The organism is Methylobacterium sp. Leaf117, assembly GCF_001422985.1.
Classification (GTDB): domain Bacteria; phylum Pseudomonadota; class Alphaproteobacteria; order Rhizobiales; family Beijerinckiaceae; genus Methylobacterium.
In genome coordinates, this window is sequence record NZ_LMNL01000037.1 from 377,009 (window position 1) to 399,425 (window position 22,417).

At 70.9% G+C, this 22,417-nt stretch carries 19 protein-coding genes; 9 read left to right on the forward strand and 10 right to left on the reverse strand.

All coding sequences use genetic code 11. The features are described 5' to 3' along the window. Positions 1–26 precede the first annotated feature (26 nt). The 5 genes from ASF57_RS21990 to ASF57_RS25090 form a co-directional block, all read right to left on the reverse strand. On the reverse strand, positions 27–2,186 hold the full coding sequence (locus ASF57_RS21990) for a TonB-dependent hemoglobin/transferrin/lactoferrin family receptor (RefSeq protein ID WP_056487385.1): 2,160 nt from the start codon (positions 2,184–2,186) through the stop codon (positions 27–29). Positions 2,187–2,334: 148 nt separating this feature from the next. Continuing rightward, complete coding sequence (locus ASF57_RS21995; protein WP_056487389.1) at positions 2,335–3,195, reverse strand: heme ABC transporter ATP-binding protein; 861 nt, start codon at positions 3,193–3,195, stop codon at positions 2,335–2,337. Next, the gene (locus ASF57_RS22000) at positions 3,188–4,306 is read right to left on the reverse strand and encodes an iron ABC transporter permease (RefSeq protein WP_056487395.1); all 1,119 of its coding nucleotides are present in this window, start codon (positions 4,304–4,306) and stop codon (positions 3,188–3,190) included. The genes ASF57_RS21995 and ASF57_RS22000 overlap by 8 nt, the downstream gene beginning before the upstream one ends. Continuing rightward, a complete protein-coding gene (locus ASF57_RS22005) occupies positions 4,299–5,267 on the reverse strand; it encodes an ABC transporter substrate-binding protein (protein ID WP_056487402.1) in 969 nt (322 codons plus the stop codon). Before ASF57_RS22005 ends, ASF57_RS22000 begins: the two co-directional genes overlap by 8 nt. Then, a complete protein-coding gene (locus ASF57_RS25090; protein WP_200935910.1) occupies positions 5,264–5,404 on the reverse strand; it encodes a hemin uptake protein HemP in 141 nt (46 codons plus the stop codon). Before ASF57_RS25090 ends, ASF57_RS22005 begins: the two co-directional genes overlap by 4 nt. Positions 5,405–5,600: 196 nt before the next feature. Here ASF57_RS25090 and ASF57_RS22010 point away from each other — a divergent pair, with 196 nt between their 5' ends. After that, entirely contained in the window at positions 5,601–5,906 is a 306-nt protein-coding gene (locus ASF57_RS22010) for an antibiotic biosynthesis monooxygenase (protein ID WP_056181271.1), read from the forward strand. 451 nt (positions 5,907–6,357) lie between these two features. Here the strand turns inward: ASF57_RS22010 and ASF57_RS27320 are convergent, their stop codons facing one another. Next, on the reverse strand, positions 6,358–6,486 hold the full coding sequence (locus ASF57_RS27320; RefSeq protein WP_274533541.1) for a hypothetical protein: 129 nt from the start codon (positions 6,484–6,486) through the stop codon (positions 6,358–6,360). Positions 6,487–6,818: 332 nt separating this feature from the next. Here ASF57_RS27320 and ASF57_RS22015 point away from each other — a divergent pair, with 332 nt between their 5' ends. Beyond that, a complete protein-coding gene (locus tag ASF57_RS22015; protein ID WP_056487405.1) occupies positions 6,819–7,709 on the forward strand; it encodes a LysR substrate-binding domain-containing protein in 891 nt (296 codons plus the stop codon). Positions 7,710–7,779: 70 nt separating this feature from the next. Here the strand turns inward: ASF57_RS22015 and ASF57_RS22020 are convergent, their stop codons facing one another. Continuing rightward, entirely contained in the window at positions 7,780–8,814 is a 1,035-nt protein-coding gene (locus ASF57_RS22020; RefSeq protein WP_056487552.1) for a putative sulfate exporter family transporter, read from the reverse strand. Positions 8,815–9,195: 381 nt separating this feature from the next. Here ASF57_RS22020 and rocF point away from each other — a divergent pair, with 381 nt between their 5' ends. Beyond that, entirely contained in the window at positions 9,196–10,125 is a 930-nt protein-coding gene (gene rocF / locus ASF57_RS22030; RefSeq protein ID WP_056181003.1) for an arginase, read from the forward strand. A gap of 149 nt (positions 10,126–10,274) precedes the next feature. After that, entirely contained in the window at positions 10,275–11,504 is a 1,230-nt protein-coding gene (locus ASF57_RS22035; RefSeq protein ID WP_056487412.1) for a sensor domain-containing diguanylate cyclase, read from the forward strand. 75 nt (positions 11,505–11,579) lie between these two features. Here the strand turns inward: ASF57_RS22035 and ASF57_RS22040 are convergent, their stop codons facing one another. Then, positions 11,580–12,035, reverse strand: a complete 456-nt coding sequence (locus ASF57_RS22040) for an Rrf2 family transcriptional regulator (protein WP_056487417.1) — start codon at positions 12,033–12,035, stop codon at positions 11,580–11,582. A 382-nt stretch (positions 12,036–12,417) separates the two neighbouring features. Next, entirely contained in the window at positions 12,418–12,936 is a 519-nt protein-coding gene (locus tag ASF57_RS22045) for a hypothetical protein (protein WP_056487420.1), read from the reverse strand. A gap of 211 nt (positions 12,937–13,147) precedes the next feature. Between ASF57_RS22045 and ASF57_RS27325 the strand changes: the two genes are divergently transcribed. The 3 genes from ASF57_RS27325 (at position 13,148) to ASF57_RS22055 (ending at position 18,356) form a co-directional block, all read left to right on the forward strand. Further along, positions 13,148–13,282 carry a hypothetical protein gene (locus ASF57_RS27325; RefSeq protein ID WP_274533540.1) on the forward strand — a complete coding sequence of 45 codons (135 nt, stop codon included), beginning with the start codon at positions 13,148–13,150 and terminating at the stop codon, positions 13,280–13,282. 94 nt (positions 13,283–13,376) lie between these two features. Further along, positions 13,377–14,627, forward strand: a complete 1,251-nt coding sequence (locus ASF57_RS22050; protein ID WP_056487556.1) for a DNA repair exonuclease — start codon at positions 13,377–13,379, stop codon at positions 14,625–14,627. A 276-nt stretch (positions 14,628–14,903) separates the two neighbouring features. Continuing rightward, positions 14,904–18,356 carry a YhaN family protein gene (locus ASF57_RS22055; protein WP_056487423.1) on the forward strand — a complete coding sequence of 1,151 codons (3,453 nt, stop codon included), beginning with the start codon at positions 14,904–14,906 and terminating at the stop codon, positions 18,354–18,356. A 24-nt stretch (positions 18,357–18,380) separates the two neighbouring features. Here ASF57_RS22055 and ASF57_RS22060 read toward each other — a convergent pair whose 3' ends face one another. Then, positions 18,381–19,139: an OmpW family outer membrane protein gene (locus ASF57_RS22060; RefSeq protein ID WP_056487425.1), complete on the reverse strand. Its 759-nt coding sequence runs from the start codon at positions 19,137–19,139 to the stop codon at positions 18,381–18,383. A 345-nt stretch (positions 19,140–19,484) separates the two neighbouring features. On the opposite strand from ASF57_RS22060, the gene ASF57_RS22065 reads away from it, so the two are divergent. Next, positions 19,485–20,735 carry a GGDEF domain-containing protein gene (locus ASF57_RS22065; RefSeq protein WP_056487429.1) on the forward strand — a complete coding sequence of 417 codons (1,251 nt, stop codon included), beginning with the start codon at positions 19,485–19,487 and terminating at the stop codon, positions 20,733–20,735. Positions 20,736–20,938: 203 nt separating this feature from the next. Then, complete coding sequence (locus ASF57_RS22070) at positions 20,939–21,952, forward strand: HD domain-containing phosphohydrolase (protein ID WP_056487433.1); 1,014 nt, start codon at positions 20,939–20,941, stop codon at positions 21,950–21,952. The last annotated feature ends 465 nt before the right edge of the window (positions 21,953–22,417 follow it).

A 22,417-nucleotide genomic window follows, 5' to 3' on the forward strand; every position in this document is an offset into this window, starting at 1 on the left:
CCCAGTCCCAGCGTCGATGACGGTCGTCACCGGGTCGCGAACGTGATGCTGATCGCCGCCTTGGCGACGAGGCCGGGGTTCGGCAAGGCGTTGAGGTACTGGGTGTAGCGCTTGTCGAAGGCGTTCTGCAGGATGAAATCCGCCTTGATCCGGTCGTTGATCCGGTAGGAGGCGAAGAAATCCACCAGCGCGTAGGCCTTGGTCGCCAGGATGGTGGCGCCGGGCGGGACGTCGGTGCGGGCGTCGACGAGGTTCAGGCGGGAGCCGACGGTCAGGCGGTCGTCGAGGAAGCGCAGGCCCAGGGTGGTGCTGATCCGGTCGGGCGGCACGGTGAGGAGGGTCTGGCGGGTGGCCCTGTCGCGGCCCTCGGTGTGGGTGGCCGCGAGGGAGACGAAGCCGCCACCCCAATCGTAGGCGCCCTCGAGCTCGACCCCCGAGAGCTCGCCCTGCGCGATGTTGCGGTACTGGAACGACTGGACCGGGATGACGCAGGGGAAGCGCCCCGGAATCCGGGCGCAGATCGAGGCCGGGATGCCCGCGAGGGCGGGCACGAAGTAGGTCGGTCCCACCGCCTCCATGTTGATGAAGTCGTCGATCTCATTCTGGAAGACGTTGAGCTTGGCGCGGAACACGTCGCCGGGGACCAGCACCTCGTTGTATCTCAGGTTGACGCCGCCCTCGACCGTGCGGGCCACCTCCGGGCGCAGGGCCGGGTTCGGCAGGATGCTGAAGGCCGGGAAGGGGTGGATGCCCTGGACCAGCGTCTCGGTGATCGAGGGCGCGCGGTAGCCCTCGGCGTAGGTGCCGTAGACCTCGATGCCGGCGAAGGGCGAGACCCCCACGGTGATCTTGGGCGAGACCCGGTCGCCGCTGGAGCGATAGGCGCCCCCCGACAGCGCGTAGGTGTCGTAGCGCAGGGCGCCGATCACCCGGAGCCAGTCGGCGTAGCGGATCTCGTCCTGCACAAAGGCGCCGGCGAGGGTGCGCGACCCCGAGGGCGTGAAGGCGCCGCCGAAGCCGCCGGCCCGGTCGCTGGTGCGCACACGATTCTGAACCAGATCGCCGCCGACCGTGAGGGCGTGGCGCAAGGGCCCTGTGTCGAAGCGGGCCGTGTTGTGGGCGTCGAAGCCCGTGGTCTCGAGGTCGTAGGTGATGCGGTCGCCCGCCCGGGTGCCGAGGCGGCCGTAGAGGCCGCTCGCGGTGTCCTGCAGGTAGGTCAGGTCGTTATGCGTGGTGGTGGCGTAGCCCTTGAGGCTGACATCGATCAGGGGCACGTCCGGCCGGGCGAATCGATAGCCCAGCGTATAGGTGTCGGCCTGCACCGCGTTGGCGAAGCGCGCACCGGCGTTGTTGGGGCCTGCATTGGTGAAGTCGAAGCGCTGCAACAGGGCCGTGCCGCTGATCTCGTGGCCGTCGGCGGGCCGGATATTGATCTTGGCGAGGCCCGCGGACAGTTCGTTGCCGGTGTCCGGCACCGTCGTGCCGAAGCCCTCGCGGTAGGGGCCGTTGTTGCGGAACACGAACTGCCCGAACACGTCGGCCGCCGTTCCGATGCGGGCGCCGAGCGCGGTCGCGTTCACGAAGCGCTGGCCGTTGGTGCCGAAGCCCTGCTTCTGCACGGCGCCGGCCGTCTCGTCGGGGGCCAGGATGTCGTCGATCGACCGGGTCCGGAAAGACGCGACGCCGCCGATCGCGCCCGAGCCGTAGATGGTGGCGGTCGGACCCCGGGTGATGTCGACGCCGCCGACCAGTTCGGGATCGAGGTAGAACACGCCGTTGGCGCTGTGGCCCGAGGTCTGGAAGTCCTGGCGCGCGCCGTCGATCAGGACGTTGACGCGCCCGAAATCCTGCAGGCCCCGGATGTTGATCGCCTGGGCCGGATCGCTCGGGTTCTCCTGCGTGGTGACGCCGGGGACGTCGCGCAGCACCTCCGAGAGGCGGCTCGGCTGGATGCGGTCGATCTGCTCCCGGGTGACCACGCTCGTGCCCGAGAGGGCGTCGACCGCGCGGCCCGGGGTCTTCGTCGCGGTGACCGAGATGGTGTCGAGGCTGATATCGGCCCCGGGCGGCCCCCTCCGGGCCGGCGCCAGGCTCTGCGCCGAGGTCGCGTCCTGTGCCTGCGCCGCGCCGAGCGCCGTCATCGAGACGCCGAGCGCCAGCCAGGCACGGTGAGACAGTCGAGACATGGGTGCATCCGCCCAGAGCGCAGGGGAACCGTTGGCTGGCTGGCGGAGGGCTGGCTGGCTGATGTCCGGGTGGTCTGCGGTCCGGTCCGGGATGGGTCAAGCGACCGTGTCGGCCCTGAGTCTGGAAGCATTCGGATCTGCCAGCGGGTCAGTCTGCAGGGATTCCAGATCCGCTTGATTCCAAGGGTGCTTGTGACATTCCCGCCATACGCCGCGGCGGCAGCACGAAGGGCTGGCCGGGCTCCGGCAGCTGGCCGACCCGCCACGGCACGCCGAACACCCGCGCCAGGAGATCGTCCCGGATCACCGCGGCCGGCGGGCCGCGGGCGACGATCCGTCCGGCCTCCATCACCAGAAGGAGGTCGGCATAGGCCGCCGCGAGGTTGAGGTCGTGCAGGATCGCCACCACGGCGGCCCCCTCGGCGGCGACCCGCGCGGCGGCCTCGAGCAGTCCCGTCTGGTGGCGCAGATCGAGGCTCGCCGTCGGCTCGTCCAGGAAGAGCACCTGCCGCGGCGCCACCGTTCGCCCGGCCGCGATCTGGCACAGGGCGCGGGCGAACTGCACCCGGGCCTGCTCGCCGCCGGACAGCGTCGCGTAGGTCCGGTCCGCCAGGTGGGTGACGTCCGCCCGCCGGAGCGCGTCGGCCAGGAGCGCGTCGCGGGTCCGGCGGTCGAGGCGGCGGCCGATGCCGTCGAGGCCGATCCGCGCCACCTCGGCGGCGGCGAACGGGAAGGCCAGCCGCGTCGCCTGCGGCATCACCGCCCGCAGGGTCGCGAGGCGCCAGGGCGGGATCTCTGCCGCCGGTTCGCCCGCATAGGCGAGGCTGCCGGCCAGGGGCCGCAATTCGCCGCTGAGGAGCCGCAGCAGGGTGGATTTGCCGGCGCCGTTGGGGCCGACGATGACCTGCACCGTTCCGGGTTCGGCCTCGAAATCGGCCGCCTCCACCAGGCGCCGCCCGCCCGCCGCATAGGACAGGCCGCGGCCGACGAGCAGGGCGGGCTCAGTCATGCGCCACGCTCGACCGGCCCAGCAGGAGCCACAGGAAGGCGGGCGCGCCGACGAGCGCCGTGACGATGCCGATCGGCAGTTCGGCCGGCGCCACCACGAGGCGGGCCGCCACGTCCGCCAGCACCAGCAGCGTCCCGCCGAGGACGGCGCAGGCGGGCAGCAGCCGGCGATGCTCCGGGCCGATGAGGAGGCGCAGGGCATGGGGCACCACGAGCCCGACGAAGCCGATGACGCCGGCTGCCGCGACCCCCGCGCCCACCGCCAGGGCGACCAGCAGGATGACGCGGCGCTTCAGCCGTTCCACCGCGATCCCGAGATGGAAGGCCTCGGCCTCGCCGAGCACGAGGGCGTTGAGCCCGCGCCCGAGCCAGGGCACGAGGACGAGGACGGGCAGGATCGCGAGGGCGCTCGCCAGGACCTTGGCCCAGGTGGCTCCGCCGAGGCTGCCCAGCAGCCAGAAGGTGAGATCGCGCAGCTGCCGGTCGTCGCTGGCATAGACCAGGAGGCCGGTGAGTGCGCTGGCCAGGGCCGCCAGGGCGATCCCGGCCAGGAGCAGGGTCGCCACCGAGGTCCGCCCGGCCCGGGAAGCCACGACGTAGAGCGCGAGGGTCGCGGCGAGCCCGCCCAGGAACGCGGCGGCGGGCAGGATCGCTTCAGGCAGGATCGCTTCAGGAAGGATCGCATCGGGCAGCGGGCCGGCGAGGCCGAGGGCGGCGCGCAGGCGATCGCCGAGGACGATCACCGTCGCGGCGCCGAGGCCGGACCCGGCCGAGACGCCGACGAGGGCGGGGTCGGCGAGCGGGTTCCGGAACAGGCCCTGCATCAGGGCGCCGGACACCGCGAGGCCCGCGCCCACCAGGAGGCCCAGGAGGGTGCGCGGCAGGCGGATGTTGAGGATCACCAGGGCATCGCGGGCGGCGCCGGTATCGCCACCGCCGGGCTCCCCTCCCCCATGCAGCAGAATTGCGGCGACGCGGCCCGGAGGAATGGAGACCGCGCCGAGGCCGAGGGACATCAGCACGGCGCCTGCGAGGACCAGGCCGAGGATCGCCCAGACGACGAGGCCGGGCCTGCGCGCGCCGGACGGCCTCGCGGCCCGCGCCTCAGCCATGCCGGAGGTCCGGATAGGCGCGCCGCATCAGGGTGTCCGCCGCCTCGGGCGTGCGCGGCCCGAATCCCAGGAGCGTGAGCCCGTCCAGGATCACCAGCGCGTGGGCGGCCGCCGCCGGGGTCCGGCCCAGGGCGGTTCCGGGCGCGAACACCGTCTCCGGAGTCGGCGGGGTGCCCTCCGGCGCCATCATCACGACGAGATCCGGAGCGGCCGCCACGATCGCCTCGTCGGTGATCGGCTTGAAGCCCTCGAGGTCGGCGGCCGCGTTGCGAAGCCCGGCGAGCTTCAGGATGCCGTCCGCTGCGGAGTTGCGCCCGCCGACCATCACCCGGCCATGGGCGAGGGACAGAATGACGAGGGCCGGGATCGGGTGCTCGACCCGGCGGCGCGCTTGCGCCAGGGCGGTGAAGCGGTCCGCCACCGCCTGCGCGAGGCCGCCGGCCTCCGCCGCGAGCCCCGCGAGGCGGCCCACCTGCCGGATCTTCTCCAGCACCCCCTCGGCGGAGGGCGGTTCCCGAACCCAGCGTACCGGCACGCCCGCCTCCGCCACCAGGGCCAGCACGGCCGGGGGGCCCGCCCCCTCGGCGGCGATGACGAGATCGGGCGCCACGGAGAGCAGACCCTCGGCGGAGAGCGCCCGCAGGTAGCCGGCATTCGGCTTCAGCCGCTGGACCTCGGCCGGATAGAGGCTGGTGGTGTCGACGATGGCGATGCGCGGAGCGGCCCCGAGAGCCCACAGGATCTCGGTCACGGCGCCCCCCAGGGAGGCGATGCGGACGGCCGGCGCCTCTACCCGTGATGCCTCTGCCCGTGATGCCTCCGCCCGGGATGATTCCTCCCGGGATGATTCCTCCCGTGATGATTCCTCCCGCGGCGCTTCCGCCCGCACGGGCCGGACCATCAGCGCGCAGCCGGCGGCGAGGAGCGCGGCGCGGCGGGTCGAGGCGGGCGCGCGGGTCATTTGGTGAGGATCAGCTTGTCGTTGGCGGTGATCCGCAGGCGGTAGCGGTCGCTTCCGTGCAGGATGGTGATTTCGCGCTGCCCACGCAGGAGGGCCTGCGTGCTGACCTCCGCAGGCGCGCCTGGCGGCCTCGGCATCGCGGGGGCCTGGCTTGGGTGGGGCGCAGGGTTTGCGCCATCCGGGAAAGGCATGGGATCGAACTTCCAGGCTATGTCTTTTAGTTAAAACAACTAAAAAGAACACTGACGAGCATGTATGCTGATAAATATTCTCGACAGCCATCGCAAGCGGGTCTATCGCACGGCTCTCATCAGATCATCCAAGAGGTTTTCCGTGTTTATCGCCATGAATCGCTTCAAGGTCGTCAAGGAGGCCCAGGCCGAATTCGAGCAGGTCTGGCTCACTCGCGACAGCCGCCTCGGCGAGATGGCGGGCTTCGTCGCCTTCGAACTGCTGCGCGGCCCGGAGGCCGACGACCACGTGCTCTACGCCTCGCACACCGTCTGGCAATCGAGGACCGATTTCGATGCGTGGACGCAGTCGGAGCAATTCCAGGCGGCGCATCGCCGCCTGCCCTCGGCGAATCCCCTCTACCACGGGCACCCGAGCTTCGAGGGCTTCGAAGCCATCCGGGCCTGATCCGGCAGGACAGGGCGAGGCGGCGCTTCGCGCACCGCAGGGTGGGGGAAGCAGCCCGACCGTTGGGACTTTGTTCGGTCGAAGCGTCAAGAGGACGGACCTTCGTGGTCGCGTCCGAAGTGCGCCCGCACCGGATATTCAGGGGCCGCCTGGCTTTCGAGGACGGCGCGATGTCGCGTTGAAAGGTCGGGTCAATGAATCTCGCCGCGTCGGACCGGTGATCGCGGCCGTCGTGACGGCACGGTCTGACGACCCGATCAGGAGTCTCGACGTGGCGTGCGGGTCCATTGCCGATCGTCCGGGGACGGCGCCTGGGAACGGCTTTCCGATCCTCGCCGGGTCCGCGGGGGTATCGATTCGGGCCGTTGGATCGGTCTCATCCCGCGGGATGGCCCGATGCTGCCGGGGCGCGGGCGCCGCGGCGGCTCGCCCGCGGCTGCGCGTCTGGTGATCAGGTGGCGGCTGGCCGGCCGCGCAGGAGGCCGCCGAAGCTGTGGAACGGCAGCCACAGCAGCTTCAGGAACGCCCGGATCGTCAGGACGGCGGCGACGGTGAAGAGCGCCAGCAGCGTTTTGATCATGGGGTAGACTCCTTGTCCGAGGCCGCAACGGCTGCGTGTTCCAGGATCCCGGCCGTTCCCAATGGGCTCGGAGAAACGGGCGGGATTAAGGACGGGCCGATGAATTTCCGACGCGCCGGCGCGATCGCGGCGCGAATGCCGTCCTCGGCCTCCGTCCCGTGCTCCCGCCCCGGCTCCCGCCCCGGCCCGTATCGCGGATCGACGGCGGTACGGGCGCGTGGCCAAGCTGGGGTCGCAGTGGTTAATAAAGCGTGGCGCGGGCCCGGGCGGGCGGTCCGCAAGGGACCCTGCTATGGACCTCGACCTCCCGTCATGACCCTCGACCTCCCGTCATGACCCTCGACCAGTTGCGGATCTTCGTGGCGGTGGCCGAGCGCGAGCACGTCACCCGCGCCGCCGAGGCGCTGAACCTCGTCCAGTCGGCGGTGAGCACCGCCATCGCCACCCTGGAGGGCCGCCACGCCACCAAGCTGTTCCATCGGGTGGGGCGCGGCATCCAGCTGACCGAGGCCGGCCGGGTTTTCCTGGCGGAGGCGCGGGCCGTGCTGGCCCGGGCCGAGGCGGCCGAGCTGGTGCTTGCCGATCTCAGCGGGCTGCGCCGGGGCACCCTGGCGATCCAGGCGAGCCAGACCATCGCCAGCCACTGGCTGCCGCGCCACCTGGTGGCCTTCCGCCGGGCCTATCCCGAGATCGCGATCCGGCTGGAGGTGGGCAACACGGCGGACGCGGCCGCTGCCGTGCGCGAGGGCCGGGCCGAACTGGGCTTCGTCGAGGGCGTGCTCGACGATCCCGCGCTCGCCAGCACCGATGTGGCCTGGGACGACCTGGTGCTGGTGGTGGCGCCCGGGCATCCCTTGGCGGAGGACCGGGCGATCGGCCTCGACGATCTCACGGCGACGCCGTGGGTGCTGCGCGAGCCCGGCTCCGGCACCCGCTCGGCCTTCGAGGCCGCGCTGGAGGCCAAGGGCCTGTCGCCCGGCCGCCTCACGGTGGCCCTGGAACTGCCCTCGAACGAGGCGGTGCAGGCCGCCGTCGCGGCCGGTGGCGGAGCGAGCGTGCTCTCGGCCTCGGTGGTCTCCGGGGGCCTGGGCGCCGGCACCCTGGTGCGGGCCCGGTTCGCCCTGCCGTCGCGGCCCTTCCGGGTCCTGCGCCACCGGGCGCGCTATCGCAGCCGCGCGGCGGATGCGCTGCTCGCCCTGATCGCGGCGGCGACCGAGGCCTGACGGCGGCCAAGGTCTTTCGTTTTCGTTTGTCGTGCCGGGATAACCGGTTTTCACGGATCCCTGCCAAACTCTACAGGATGCCGAGGCCGTGGATCAGCCCGAGGCTGACCGCGCCCAGCGCCAGCAGGGAGAGGATCACGGCACACGTCACCCGCAGGCCGGCCCGCGCCACGACCCGGACATCGACCCCGAGACCGAGGGCCGCCATCGACACCACGGTGAGGAGGTTGGCGCTGCCGGACAGGGCCGGAAGGGCCGCTTCGGGGATCAGCCCGGCCGAGCGCAGCCCCGCCAGGGCCAGGAAGGCGAGGATGAACCACGGCACCAGCTGGTGCAGCGCGACGCGGCCCTCCGCCCGATCCCGTCCCGAATTCGGCCCCGAGTCCGGCCCTGGCCGAGGCCGGCTTAAAGAGAGCGCCAGCACCACGGGGCCGAGCATCAGAACCCGCACGAGCTTGACCAGGGTACCGACCTGCACGCTGAGCAATCCGATGGGTGCGGTGGCGGCGAGGACCTGCGGCACGGCATAGACCGTGAGGCCGGCGAGCACGCCGTACTGCATCGGCGAGAGGCCGAGCAGCGGCACGAGCAGCGGCAGCAGCAGGACGACCAGCACGCCGAGCACCGCCGTGAAGGCGATGGCGGCAGCGACCTCCTCGCCATCGGCCCCGATGACCGGCGCGGTGGCGGCGATGGCCGAATTCCCGCAGATGGAATTGCCGCAGGCCACCAGCATCGCCATGCGGTGGTGCAGGCCGAGCGCCCGGCCGACGCCGTAGCTCGACGCGATCGCGACCGCCACGACCCCCGCGATGCCGAGGAGGAGCCCGGGTCCCGCCGCCCACAGCGTGCCCAGGCTGAGCGAGGCGCCCAGCAGCACCACGGCGACCTCCAGGACGGTCTTGGCCCCGAAGGCGATGCCGGGCTGCCAGCCCGGTGCCGGAACCCACAGGCTCCGGACCAGCGTGCCGATCAGGATGGCGAGGACCAGGGACTCGAGCCAAGCCCGGCCGAAGACGGCGACCTCCGCCGCCTCAAGCAGCATCGCCCCTGCGGTGACCGCGAGGCAGAGCCCGAGGCCGGGAACCACAGTGCCGGAAACCATCAGGCGCAGCGTCGCGGCGGCCGGGTGGCGATCTGCCTGTGGGGAACGGATGGACATGGTCGGCTCCGGGTTGAAGCCCGGACCGTCCCATAACCCCATCATTCGATCCAACAGAACGTCGAGATGGCTTTGTTCTCTAAATGAGATGAAAGAAAGAGTCGACGAGACCGTCCCGCAGGATCGTCATCGGAAAAGAGACGGGTTCGACGAAGATCGAGCGCGGATCGTGCCGGATCGCGGCACGTCCCTGGCAAGGGACGCTCCGGCAGGGTTGCAGGGTCGGCAGACCCGATTCTCGTTCGAGAGCGATCCGGGGCAAAAGGACTTTTCTCGGCAAGGGCGCGCGATCGGCCCTTCCGGCGACGCGAAGCGAGAGACCGCATGACGAACCGACGCTGCATCCTCCTCGGCGCCCGCGTCCAGGAGGGGGCCGGTCGCCTGGGCTGCGACATGGGGCCGAGCGCCTACCGGGCGGCCGGCCTGGCCGAGACCCTGTCGGGCCTCGGCCTCGACATCGTCGATGCGGGCGACCTCGCGCCGGCCGCCATCGTCGCGCGCGACCATCCGAACCGGGCGCTGCGCCATCTCGGGGCCTTCGCGGCCTGGACCGAGGTCCTGGCGGCGGCCGCCTATGCGCACAGCGCCGACGCGCTCCCGATCTTCCTCGGTGGCGACCACAGCCTGTCGGCCGGCACCCTGTCGGGACTCGGCCGCCGGGCGGCCCAGGAAGGGCGTCCGCTCTTCGTGCTCTGGCTCGACGCGCACGCGGATTTCCACACCCTCGACACCACGACGAGCGGCAACCTGCACGGAGTCCCCCTCGCCTACGCCACCGGGCGCCGGGGCTTCGCCGCCTTCCTGCCGGCGCCGCCCGCCCCCATCGACCCGCGCAACGTCTGCCTGATGGGCACCCGCAGCCTCGATCCGGCGGAGCGCGTGGCGGTGCTGGAGGCCGGCGTCTTGATCCACGACATGCGCAGCATCGACGAGGCCGGGGTCGTGGCACCCCTGCGGGCGTTCCTCGGCCGTGTCGCGGCGGCCGGCGGCCGCCTGCATGTCAGCCTCGACGTGGATTTCCTGGACCCCGGCATCGCCCCGGGGGTCGGCACGACGGTGCCGGGCGGCGCGACCTTCCGCGAGGCCCACCTGATCATGGAGATGCTGCACGATTCCCGCCTCGTCGGCAGCCTGGACCTCGTCGAACTCAATCCGTTCCTCGACGAGCGGGGGCGGACGGCGCATCTCATGGTCGATCTCGCCGCGAGCCTGATGGGCCGGACCGTGCTCGACCGGCCGACGCAGAGCTACTGATGCCGGATCGCGGCGGGCGGTTCGGCATGGCTTTCCGATCAAGTCGGAGCATCTCAGGATTGTAAAAAATTACCCAAGCTCGTGTGAGGTCTTTCGTAAGATATCTTAAGATAATTCCGGGCATCGACAAGATTCAACGGGACCGCATCATGCAGGCCGAAGCGCAGTTCGAGGAGCAGGAGCGACTGGCGGCCCTCGACCGCTACGACATCCTCGACACCCCGCAGGAGGAAGTGTTCGACCGCATCACCCGGCTGACCCGGCGGATCTTCGACATGCCGATGTCGACCATCACGCTGATCGATGGACATCGCCAGTGGTTCAAGGCGCGGTCGGGCGTGGACGCCTGCGAGACCCCGAGGGGACCCGCCCTCTGCGATGTCGCGCGGCACGCGCCGCGCGCCCTCGTGGTCCCGGATACCACCGCCGACGATCGCTTCGCCCGCAATCCCTTCGTGGTCGGCGCGCCGCATATCCGGTTCTATGCCGGTGCGCCGTTGCGCACGCCGCAGGGGCACAGCATCGGCACCCTGTGCGCCATGGATACGCGGCCGCGCCCCTTCCCCGACGATGCGGTCGCGTCGCTCACCGACCTCGCGAAGATCGTGATGAGCGAACTGGAGCTGCGTCGCATCGCCATGACCGACAGTCTCACGGGCGCCCTGTCGCGCGGCGCCTTCCGGGCGGAATGCGAACGCACCCTGGACCTGGCGCTGCGGCATCGCCACGCCCTGAGCTGCATCATGATGGACCTCGATCACTTCAAGGCCATCAACGATCTGCACGGCCACCCGGTCGGCGATCGGGTCCTGTCGGAGGTGGCCGAGAGCTGCCGCAGGGGGCTTCGGGTGTCCGACGCCTTTGGCCGGGTGGGGGGCGAGGAATTCGCGGTTCTCCTGCCGCACACCGATCTGGCCGCGGCGATGATCGTCGCCGACAAGCTGCGCGCGTCCGTCGTCCAGCTGCAGGTGCCGACCGCCCCGGGCCCCCTTCGGGTGAGTGCCAGCTTCGGCGTCGCGGCGCTGGACGCCTCGGTGAACGGCCTCGATGCCCTCCTGGGGCATGCCGATGCCGCCCTCTACACCGCCAAGACCGGGGGGCGGAACCGCTGCGCGGCCTGGACGCCGACTGCCGCCCCGCTCCCGTCGCAGCCCCTGCGCCGTCGGGTGCTGAAGGCGGGCCAGATCACCTTCAACGGCGGTCGCTCGGTCCTCGATTGTACCGTGCGCGGCCTGTCCGAGACGGGGGCGGGCTTGCGGATCGTCAGCACGGCTGGCGTGCCGGAGACCTTCAAGCTGGCGATCGGGGCCGACCAGGTCTCCCGCCTGTGCCGGATCGTGCTCAGGAGCGAGGGACAGCTCGAAGTCGAGTTCGTCTGAGGGCAAGATCCCAGGGGCAAGATCCCAGGAGCACGATCCGAGAACAGGGACGTGTGCGGCGGCGGAAAGCCCGGTTCAGGCGAGCGCCCGGGCGTGAGATGGCTCGAGGCCGAGCAGGTCGGCGATCTCGGCCCGCGGTTCGCCGATCAGATCCGCCAGGGTGACCTGGTCGAGAACCGTCATGAACGCGGTCAGCGCATCCGCCAGAACCTGCCGCAGGCGGCAGGCCGGAGTCAGGAGGCAGGCGCCTCCGGCGAAGCATTCCGCCATCGCGAAATCCTCCTCCGTGGCCCGGATGACGGTGCCGAGACGGATCTCCGCGGCCGGCTTTCCCAACCGCAGCCCGCCGCCGCGGCCGCGCATGGTCCGGATCATTCCCAATTGTCCCAGCTTGTGAACCACCTTGGTGAGATGGCTCTCCGAGATCCGATAGGCGCGGGCGATCTCCGCCGTCGAACTCTGACGTTCGCCGTTGACGCCAAGATACATCAGGATGCGGATGGCGTAATCGGTGTACAGCGTGAGCCGCATCGGGATTCCTTCGGACGTGCCAAGTTTAACTTCGCGAAGCGCTCGGCCCCCGCTTAGTGTTCAAGCTGGGTTTCACACCATCTCCGCCATCATCCTCTCTGGGATTGCCTTCAGGCTCCCCAGATCGGCCGCGATATTCCGTAGGTTGCATTGAAATTGAATATCACTCAGCGGAAATATTCGACGTTATACTCTTCCGGGTGATGTGTATCATAGATAAAGTCTGATCGAACAGGGAGTCCTGCTGCAAATTTTGATGTTTGTTATATTTTTTTGAGGGGACCGGACCGGATCGTCGACGGTCCTGGTTCCGGCTATCTCGGCCCAGACTGTCTCGGCCTACACGGCCCGCTTCAGGCCGGTGCGAGCCGAGCTGTTGCGATCACTCGGAGATGCGTGTCGAGGACCGAGGGGCGGTGCCGGACTGCCGACGTTCTGCCCAGTCCCGGTCCCGCGCGGCCTGGGCGTCGCGGACCTCGGCGGACCAATGCTCCCATGCGGGATCGACGGGGCGCGGTCGCTTCGCCGCGCGGGTTGCCGCCCGTTTCCGCCGGGCCTCGTCCGCCTCCTTCTGCCGTCGCACCTCGTCGGCCGTGATCGGCTCGGGAGGCGGCTTCGGCTCACCAGCCCGCTTCGGGGCCGGGTCCGGCCGGGTCCACGGGGAGGGGCCGGTGGGCTGGGGCCGGTGCGGCGCATCCGCCGAGCCGGGTCGCGGCGCATGGGCTCGATCGACCAGGGCCAGCGCTTCGGCCAGGCTCAGGCCGGCCGCCGCGGCCAGTCGGGTCGCGGCGGCGCGTGCCGCCGCCCGTTCTCCGGACGTGGCGCCGCGCTCCATCAGCGCCCGGCATTTCGCGAAGCGGACGCGATCCAGGATCGAAGGCCCTGTGGTCGATGGTCCCATGCCGTCTCGACGATCTCACCGAGGCGCAGCCCTACGCCCAAACTCGGCGCCCCGCCTCTGGTGATGGCGGTCATCCACAAGGCAGGCCCGATGCGGGGCGCGTGCGTCAGGGCACCGCCGACCGGCCCTCGGCCTTCCTACAACAAGGCGGGCCTCGGCCCCAGACATCGCAGGTGACGCTTCGTTCCACATCCGGCCCAGGAGATTCCCCATGCTTGTCGCAGGTTCGATCCGCTGGCTCCTGGCCGTTTTCGCGTTGATCTCGCCGTTCGCGGCCGCGACCTGCAGCGACGCCGCCCGTCAGCCGGAATCGGAGACGAACGTGGTGTACCGCCACTTCCTGTAGGGTCTTCCGCATCGGGTCTTCCGCGGCCCCGTTGCATTCGGTGGCCAAACCCGCGACCTTGCCGGCCCGGCTCAAGGCCTGCGACCCGTCGAGCATGTCCGCCTTCACCTTCATCCACGCCGCCGACCTGCATCTCGGCAGCCCGCTGAGCGGGCTCGCCCTCAAGGATCCGGACATCGCCCGGCGCTTCGCCTCGGCCGGCCGACGGGCTTTCGAGGACCTCGTCACGGCTGCGATCGAGCGGAGCGTCGCCTTCCTGATCGTGGCCGGCGACGTCTATGACGGCGACTGGTCCGACAACACCATCGGGCTGTTCTTCGCCCGGCAAGTCGCCCGCCTCGACCGGGCCGGCATCCCGGTGATCCTGGTACGCGGCAACCACGACGCCGAGAGCGTCATCACCCGCTCCATCACCCTGCCGGCCTCCGTGCGCAGCTTCTCCGCGACCCGGGCCGAGACCCACCGCCTCGACGAGCTCAAGGTGGCGCTGCACGGGCGCAGCTTCCCCAACCGGGCGGTGGAGGAGAACTACGCCCTCACCTACCCGGCCGCCCTTCCGGGCTGGTTCAACATCGGCATCCTGCATACCTCCTGCACCGGCCATGCGGCCCACGCCACCTACGCCCCCTGCTCGGTGGCGGACCTGACGGGGCGGGGCTACGCCTACTGGGCGCTCGGCCACGTGCACGACTACGCCGAACTCGCCCGCGACCCCTGGATCGTGTTTCCGGGCAATCTCCAGGGGCGCAGCATCCGCGAATGCGGCCCCAAGGGCGCCGTCGCGGTGTCCGTCGCCGACGGACGGGTCCAGGGCGTGGAGCGCCTGATCGTCGACCAGGCCCGCTTCCACCACCTGGAGGTCGATCTCTCCGGTCTGGCCGGCGAGCGCGAGGCCGTCGTCGCCATCGAGGAGGCCCTGCGTCCCCTCGGCGCGGCGGCCGCCGAGCGGCTCATGGCCGTGCGGGTGCGGCTGCACGGCGAGACCCCCGCCCATGACCGCCTCGCGGCCGACCGCGACGGGCTCACCGCCGAGATTCAGGCCGCTGCCCACCGCATCCACGAGGATCTCTGGCTGGAGCGCCTGAGGATCGAGACCGCCCGCCCGAGCCGCGCCGTCACCGAGGCGCGGCCCGACGCCTTCGCGGCCATCGATCCCGCTACCCTGCTGGAGGCGGTGGACCGCGACCCCGAGTTCCGCGCCCGCGCCCGGGCGGCGCTCGCCGAGATCACCGCCAAGATGCCGGGCGGGCTCGCCGAGGCGGAGGATTTCGGCGCCGATCTCGATGCGCTCTGCGCGGAGGCCGAGGCGGTGATCCTCGGTCGCCTCTCCGGCCGCACGTGCTAGAGGCTTTCGTTCTCGTTTGTCCTGTCGGGAGAACCGGTTTCCACTTAACTCCCCGACAAACGCCAGACGGCGGCTCGGCGGAGCGGGCGTGTCGCTGGTCCGCAACCGGCGCCCGTCCCTGGCTCATGTCTCCGGTGCACGTTCCGGAAAACGGCTCGGGAGATGGCGGGGTGACGGGTCTGCCATGTGCGGGGCCCGACCGGCCGCTTGCGGAGATCGCCGGCGGGGACCAAACGTCGGACTCCGACTCCCGGACACTCGCCGCCCAAGGTCCCGATGCGTCTCCTCTCGCTGGCCCTCGAACGCTACGGCCCCTTCACGGGCCGCACCGTCACGTTTCGTGAGGATGCGCGCCTGCACGTGGTTCTGGGGGCCAACGAGGCCGGCAAGAGCTCGGCCCTGAGCGCCGTCACGGATCTCCTGTTCGGCATCGAGACGCGCACCCGCTACGACTTCCTGCACGACATGCCCCAGATGCGGATCGGCGCCGAGATTCGGGCCGCCGACGGTCGCCGCCTCGGCTTCCGGCGGCGCAAGGGCACCCGGAACACCCTCGTGGATGCCGCCGACGCGGCCCTGCCCGAGGACGCCCTGGCGCCCTTCCTCGGCGGCCTGTCGCGCGACGTGTTCTGCCGCGCCTTCGGCCTCGACGCCCGCTCGCTGCGGGCGGGGGCGGCCGAGATGATGGATGCCGAGGGCGAGGTCGGCGCCAGCCTGTTCGCGGCGGCCTCCGGCCTGCGCGGCTATAGCGGCCTCCAGGCCGAACTGGACGGGGAGGCCGCCGGCATCTTCATGCCGCGCGCCGCCCAGAGCCGGACCTTCTACCAGGCGCTCGGCCGCTACGACGAGGCCCGCAAGGCGATTCGTGCCGGGGAACTCCGGGCCGGCGACTGGCGCGACCTCAACGGCGAGATCGAGGCTGCCGGCGCCGCACTCGACGAGATCAAGGCGGCGCGAGGGCGCCTCGCCGTGGAGCAGGCCCGCCTCGCCCGGCTGCGCCGGGTCGGGCCCCTGCTCCAGGCCATCGACGCGGTGGCCCTGCGGGCCGAGGCCGGGGCCGATCTGGTCACCGTCCCGGAGGCCTGGATCGATCGGCTCGGACAGGCGCTGGCGAGCCTGCGGGCGACGGGCGAGGCCGTCACCCGCACCGAGGCCACTGCCGCCGAGGCGGTCCTGGCCCTGGAGCAGGTGCCGGTGGACGAGGGTGTGCTCGCCCGCGCCGACGCGATCCTGGAGGCCTTCCGCGGCACCGACCGCTTCGACAAGGCTGGCCTCGACCTGCCCCGCATCCAGGGCGAGGCCGACGGCTTCGCCCGCGAACTGGCCCAGCTCGCGGCCCGGATCGGGCTGCCCGATGCCGAGGCCCTGCGCGCCCGCCAGCCGTCCGACGCGGCGCGCACCCGCGTCGAGGGCCTGATCCGCGCCGGCCGCGAGGACGCCGCCGCGCTCGCCCGCCTGCGCCAGGACCTCGCCGCCCGCCGCAGCGAGCGGGACCGGCTCGCCGCCGCCCTTCAGGGCGCCGGCGGCCTCGTCGATCCGACTCCGCTGCGGGCCGACCTCAAGCCCTTCGCCACCCTGCGGCGCGATCTCGACCGGTGCGACGACATCGACGGTGCCCTGACCCGCGAGGCCGCCTCGATCCGGACGCAGGCCGCGCGCCTCAGCCCCCCGATCCCGGATCTGGCGGCCTTCACCGCCGGGCGCCCACCCTCGGCCGAGGCGGTGACGCGATACCGGCGCACCCTCGACACGGCGATGCGCGAGCGCGACCGGGCCGCCGACCGGCTGTCGGTGGCGGAGACGGCGGTGGCCCAGCGCCAGGCCCGTCTGCGAGCCCGCGCCGCCGGGCGGCCGATCCCGACGCGGGACGACCTCCTGGCCCTGCGCAACCGCCGCGACGGGCTCCTGGCCGCCCTCCCCGGCGGGGCGCCGGAGGATTTCGCCCGCTTCGGCGCGGCCCTGGCCGCCACCGATCGCGCGGCCGACGATCTCGTCGCCGATGCCGCCCGTGTCGCCGAGCAGGATGCCGATCATCGCAGCCTGGAGGCCGAGCAAGCCGAGGCCGCCGCCGCCGCGGAGGCGCTCGCCGCCTGCGACGCCCGCCTCGCCGAGGGCGCGAGTGCCTGGCGCGCGGCCTGGGCGCCGTGCGGAATCGACCCCGCCGCCCCGGCCGAGATGGCCGCCTGGCTCACCGAGGTCGAGACCCTCCAGGATTCGGCCCAGGGTCTGGAAACCACCCGGCTGGAGCAGGCCCGCATGGCCGCCCGGGTCGAGGCCTGCCGGGCGCCCCTCGCCGATCTCAGCCGCCGGGCCGGCCTGTCCGACCTCGACGGCCTCGATGTCGGGCGGATGCTGGCCCGGCTCGAGGACCGGCTCGCCGAACTCGCCCAGCGCTGGGACACGGTGCGCGAGGCCAAGGGCCGCGCCGAGGCGGCCGCCGAGCAGATCGGCGCCACCGAGGCGGCCCTTGCCGACGGGGTGGCCCGGCAGGCGGCGTGGCGCACGGCCTGGGGGCCTGCCCTCGCCGAACTCGGCTTGGCGGCCGAGGCCGGGCCGGACGAGGCCGAAGCGGCCCTCGTGGCGTGGCGGGCGGTGCCGGCGGCCCTGTCCGAGCGCGACAACCGCCTCGCCCGGGTCAACGGCATCCTGCGCGACCTCGACGCCTATCGGGACGCGGTCGCGCGCCTGACCGAGGCGGTCGCGCCCGATCTCGCCGCCCTGCCCCCCACGGCCGCGATGAAGGCGCTCCACACCCGCCTGCAGAACGCCCTCCGGGGCGAGACCCGCCGGACCGAGCTGGCGCGCCAGCGCGACGCGGCCGAGGCCGCCCGGGCGCAGGCGGCCCGGGCGGCGGAGGGCGCGCGCGCCGAACTCGCCGGCCTGCTGGCGGAGGGGCCGGCGGGCGCCTTGCCGCCGGGCACCGATCCGGAGGTGCTGCATGCCCGCCTGACGGCCCGCCGGGCGTGCCAGGCCGAGCTTGCCGAGCGGCGGGCCGAACTGGCGCGCATGGCCGACGGCCATGCCGAGGCGGACCTGCGGGACGAACGCTCCGCCCTGACCGGCGACGACATCGAGGGCCTGCTCGCGAATCTCGCGGCGGAGGAGGACGACCTCGACCGGCGCGGAAAGATCGCCTTCGCCGATCGCGACCGGCACGAGCGCCGCCGTGCCGAACTGGAGAACGGCATCGGCGCCGAACTGGCGCTCGCCCAGCGCAAGGCGGCGGAGGCCGAGCTTCAGGCCAATGCGCGGCACTGGGCGGTGCTCAAGCTCGCCAGCCTGATGCTGGGGACCGCCATCGGCCGCCACCGCGCCGGCCAGCAGGACCCGCTCCTCACCCGCTCGGGCGACCTGTTCCGGGCCCTCACGGGTGGAGCCTTCTCGGGCCTCGCCCAGGATTACGACGCCTCCGACACGCCCCGCCTCGCCGGCCGGCGCGCCACCGGCCCCCTGGTTCCCGTGGAGGGCCTGAGCGAGGGCACCCGCGACCAGCTCTACCTCGCCCTGCGGCTGGCCTACCTGGAGGATTACGCCACCCGCGCCGAGCCCGCCCCCTTCATCGGCGACGATCTCTTCCTCACCTTCGACGATGCCCGCACGGCCCACGGACTCGAGGCCCTCGCGGCGGTGGGCGACACGATCCAGCCGATCCTGTTCACCCACCACCGGCACGTGGCGGACCTCGCCCGGGCGCGCCTCGGCGATGCGGTGGACGTGCTCGATCTGTAAGGGGCGCCGGCCGGACGGGACGGCTCAGAAGCGGTAGCCGAGGCCCGCACCCACGACGAACATGTTCAGGTCGACCGCGACCGCCACGCCGGCGATCGTGTAGGACTGGCGCGGCACGAAGACGTACTTCGCCGAGGCGTTCCCGAACCAGTTGCCGACGAGGTGATAATCGAAGCCGGCCTGGAGCACGGCGCTGGTCTGCGCCTTGAGCGAGAAGTCGGGAATCTCCTTCGCCGGGTTGATCGCGATGGGGGCGGTCACGGCGACGCCGACCCCGAGATAGGGATTGAAGCGCGCGCCGGGCAGGACGTGATACTGCACGATCGCCATGGCGGCGGCGTTCCAGATCGATCCGATCGCCAGGTCGCCGACCAGCGAATTCCGGATCTTCGGGCGGATCCGGACCGCGCCGACCTGGCCCTCGATGGCGATGTGATCCGTCAGGAAGTACGACACGTCGCCGTCCGGCAGGAGAGCGGTGGGCGTCTTGTTCTGCCCGCCCACGATGGCGATGCGGGAGGTCTGCTCGACGGGGATCGTCCCCATCAGGCGGCCGCGCACGAGCCAGTCCCCGGCCCGCAGGCCCGTCTCCGTTCTGTCGGGGGGCGGGGGTGACGGCTCCGCCGTATCGAGGGAACGCGGGGGCGGCTCCGCCGCCTGGGCAGCCCCGACTCCCGGCGCGAGCGCGAGGCAACCGGCCAAGCATCCGATCAAGCCGCCGGCCAAGCCGCCGGCCAAGCAACCGGAGAGGACCAGGCTTGCGGGAGCGGGGAGCGTCGACATGGGGTGTGCTTTCGGAGGTCCGGACCGCGCGACGATCTCGGGGGCTCTAAGGACCGGAGCGGCGAAGCGTTCCGAGGGGTCCAGGCATGACCTAGCCAGGAGAATTGATAAAACTCTTAAGTATGCTGATTTCCGTGTCTTTAAATGTCGTTCTCTAGGGTCTTGCAGGTGAATAACCACCGGTTGCATTTATATTATTCAGATAAAAGTCATAATATCGATGTGTGCCGATGATGTGCGTCCCCGGGGATCTCGGTTTCTCTTGAATGAGAAGAGCTATGATCGCCATCAGTGACCGGAAGGATTGTTTAGCGGCGAGTTCGTTCTTGCCGGGAGCGATATGCAATGATGCTTGATCTCTATACGCTGCACTTTGCCAGCGCTGCCAGTCGGTGCGCCTACGTCGTCGTTTTCCTCGTGATGGCCCTTAGCCAGCGCCAGCAGACGTATCTTTGGCAATGGATGGGCGCCATGGGAGCGTCGATGCTCGGGTCGCTCATCATGATGCGGGTTCCTTCGGAGACTTCGCCTCCGTTCTGGATCACGATGATCGTCTATTGGCTGTACGGCGGAAGTCTGGTCCTGTCTTGGACGGGCCTGCGCAGCTTCTTCGGCCGCCCCGTGAGGATCGATCTCGCCCTCGCGCTGGTTGCCCTTCCGGGCGTCCTCCACCCGCTCCTGCTCTGGGCCGGGGCCCCCACCCGGCTGGCCTTCGCCGCCGTCTTCGCCTGCTGCCTCGTCGTGGTCCTCCTGTCGGCCTACGAGACGGTGCGCCTGTCGCCCGGCACCGAACGTCTCTGGTCGCAGTCGATCGAGTCCTTCGCTTTCGGGTCCTATGCGCTGGTCTTCATCGCCTCGATCCTGGTCCTGGTCGGGACCGACTGGCCGATGGCCTCGGCCGAGAGCGAGCGCGCCTCCATGATCCTGGATCAGGTCATGGGCGTCTTCGTCTATTTCGGATACGTCGCGATGGCGGCCGAGCGGGCCAATCGCACGCTGCTGCGTCAGGCCGAGACCGATCCGCTCACGGGGCTGTCCAACCGCCGCGGCCTGCAGAAGATGCTGCGGCACCGCTTCCCGGCCCCGGGTCAGCATCCGGTGGGCGGCGTCCTGATCCTGGACATCGACCGCTTCAAGTCCATCAACGACCGGTATGGCCACGAGGGCGGGGATTTCATCCTGGCCGCGTTCGCGGCCCGGATGAAGGCCGCCCTCAGGGCGACGGACATGATCGCGCGCTGGGGCGGCGAGGAGTTCCTCGTCGTACTTCCGGGCGCCAATCCGCAGGAACTTCAGCTCGTCGCCGAACGATTGCGGGTGAGCGTCGCGGACCGGCCGTTTCTCCTTCCGGCCGGGGCGCTGCCCGTGACGGTCAGCATCGGGGCCGCCATGATGGGGCCGGACGAGCCGAGTTTCGAGGGCGTCACGCAACGGGCCGACACTGCGCTCTACCGGGCCAAGGCCGACGGCCGGAATCGCGTCTGCTGCGAGCCGACGCCCCCACCGGAATCCGGGCTGGCGGTCCAGGGCGTCGACCTGTCGCTCGTACCCTTGCCATCTGCGGCCCTGCCGCTCGCCGAACTGCGTCTGGTCTAGGTGCGGGATCTTGTGGCGTGATCCTGTGGCGTGATCCTGGGCCGACCAGCGCGCTTGAGCTGCTCGGCCTTCGGTGAGGCCTGCGCTCTCATCTCCGATCCAGGAGGACCCCTCGTGCCCGGGCGCTTTCGTTAAGCGCCCGGGCGATAGGCCTTCCCGGTCAGGAAACCCTCAACACGGCAGATGGAACCAGAGTTGCTCCGATGTTCGTCCTCATTCTGGATGATGCGCCGCTCAACAACCTGCTGATGGTCGAGGCCATTCGCGACCTGCCGGGCTGCATCCCGCGCGATTTCCTCGATCCCGCGGATGCCCTGGCCTTCGTCCGCGAGGATCCGGAGGAGATCGGCGTCGCGATCTGCGATTTCGAGATGCCGGGCATGAGCGGCATCGACTTCATCCGGACCGCCCGCATGGTTGCGGGCTTCGAGCACGTTCCGGTGATCATGGTGACGAGCCTGGACCAGCGCAGCCTGCGCCGGGAAGCCCTCGCCGCCGGGGCCACCGACTTTCTCAACAAGCCCTTCGATCCCATCGAGGTGCGGTCCCGCGTCACGAACCTTCTCGCCCTCAACCAGGCGCGCCGGGTGCAGATCGACCGCGTGGCCTGGCTCGATCGCGAGGTGAAGGCCGCCACGGCGCTGATCGCCGCGCGCGAGCGCGAGATCATCAACCTGCTGATGAAGGCCGCCGAACATCGCGATACGGAGACCGGCAACCATGTGGCGCGGGTCGCGGAATCCGTGACCCTGATCGCCGAAGAACTGGAGCTTGCCCCGGAGAGGGTGGAGCAACTCAGTCTCGCCTCCACCATGCACGACGTCGGCAAGATCAGCGTTCCGGATGCCATTCTGCGCAAGCCCGGACGCCTGTCGGAGGAGGAGCGCCGCGAAATGGAGACGCATGCCGAACGGGGCCGCCGCATCCTCGAAGGCAGTGCCTCGCACCTCGTCCAGCTCGCGGCAGAGATCGCCGCAACCCATCACGAGCGTTGGGATGGCGGCGGCTATCCGGCCGGTCTCAGCGGAGAGGACATTCCGCTCTCCGGGCGGATCGTTGCGGTGGCGGACGTCTACGATGCGCTCACCTCCGACAGGCCCTACAAGAAGGCCTGGTCGCATACGGATGCGGTGCTCCACCTCCAGGCGGAATCCGGTCGTCATTTCGATCCCGCTTGCGTCGATGCCTTTCTGAAGGGACTCGGCCGCCGGGCATGAGGCCGGCCGGACTCATTCCCATTCCCCGTTATTTCTCGCGTCAGGAAGAATTGCCTTAATCCTGATCCGCGCCACCGGGCGATGAATGGAAGTTTTCGGCATACAAATTCAGGATGTCGATAAACGGTCCTGAGGCAACGTGGCCTCATGAGAGCCGACAAAGCCGCCACGCCTGCTACCACGTCTGCTATCAAGTCTGCTGCCGGGTTTCGCGAGAGCCAGAGCGGCGGCGTCCTTGTTCTTGCAGCCCTCGTCTTCCCGGTCCTGACGGGTCTGAGCGCTGTGGCCATCGACTAGGCCTCGCGGGTCAAACGGCGGGTCGAGCTCCAGCGCGCCGCCGACAGCGGCGGCATCGCGGGCGTCAACCCGTTCAAGCTCGCGAATGCCGACGATGCGGCGGCGATCCGGACCGCGAAGGAGCGGCGCAGGGCGACGCACCTCCGCCTCGCCCTCCCTCCCGAGACC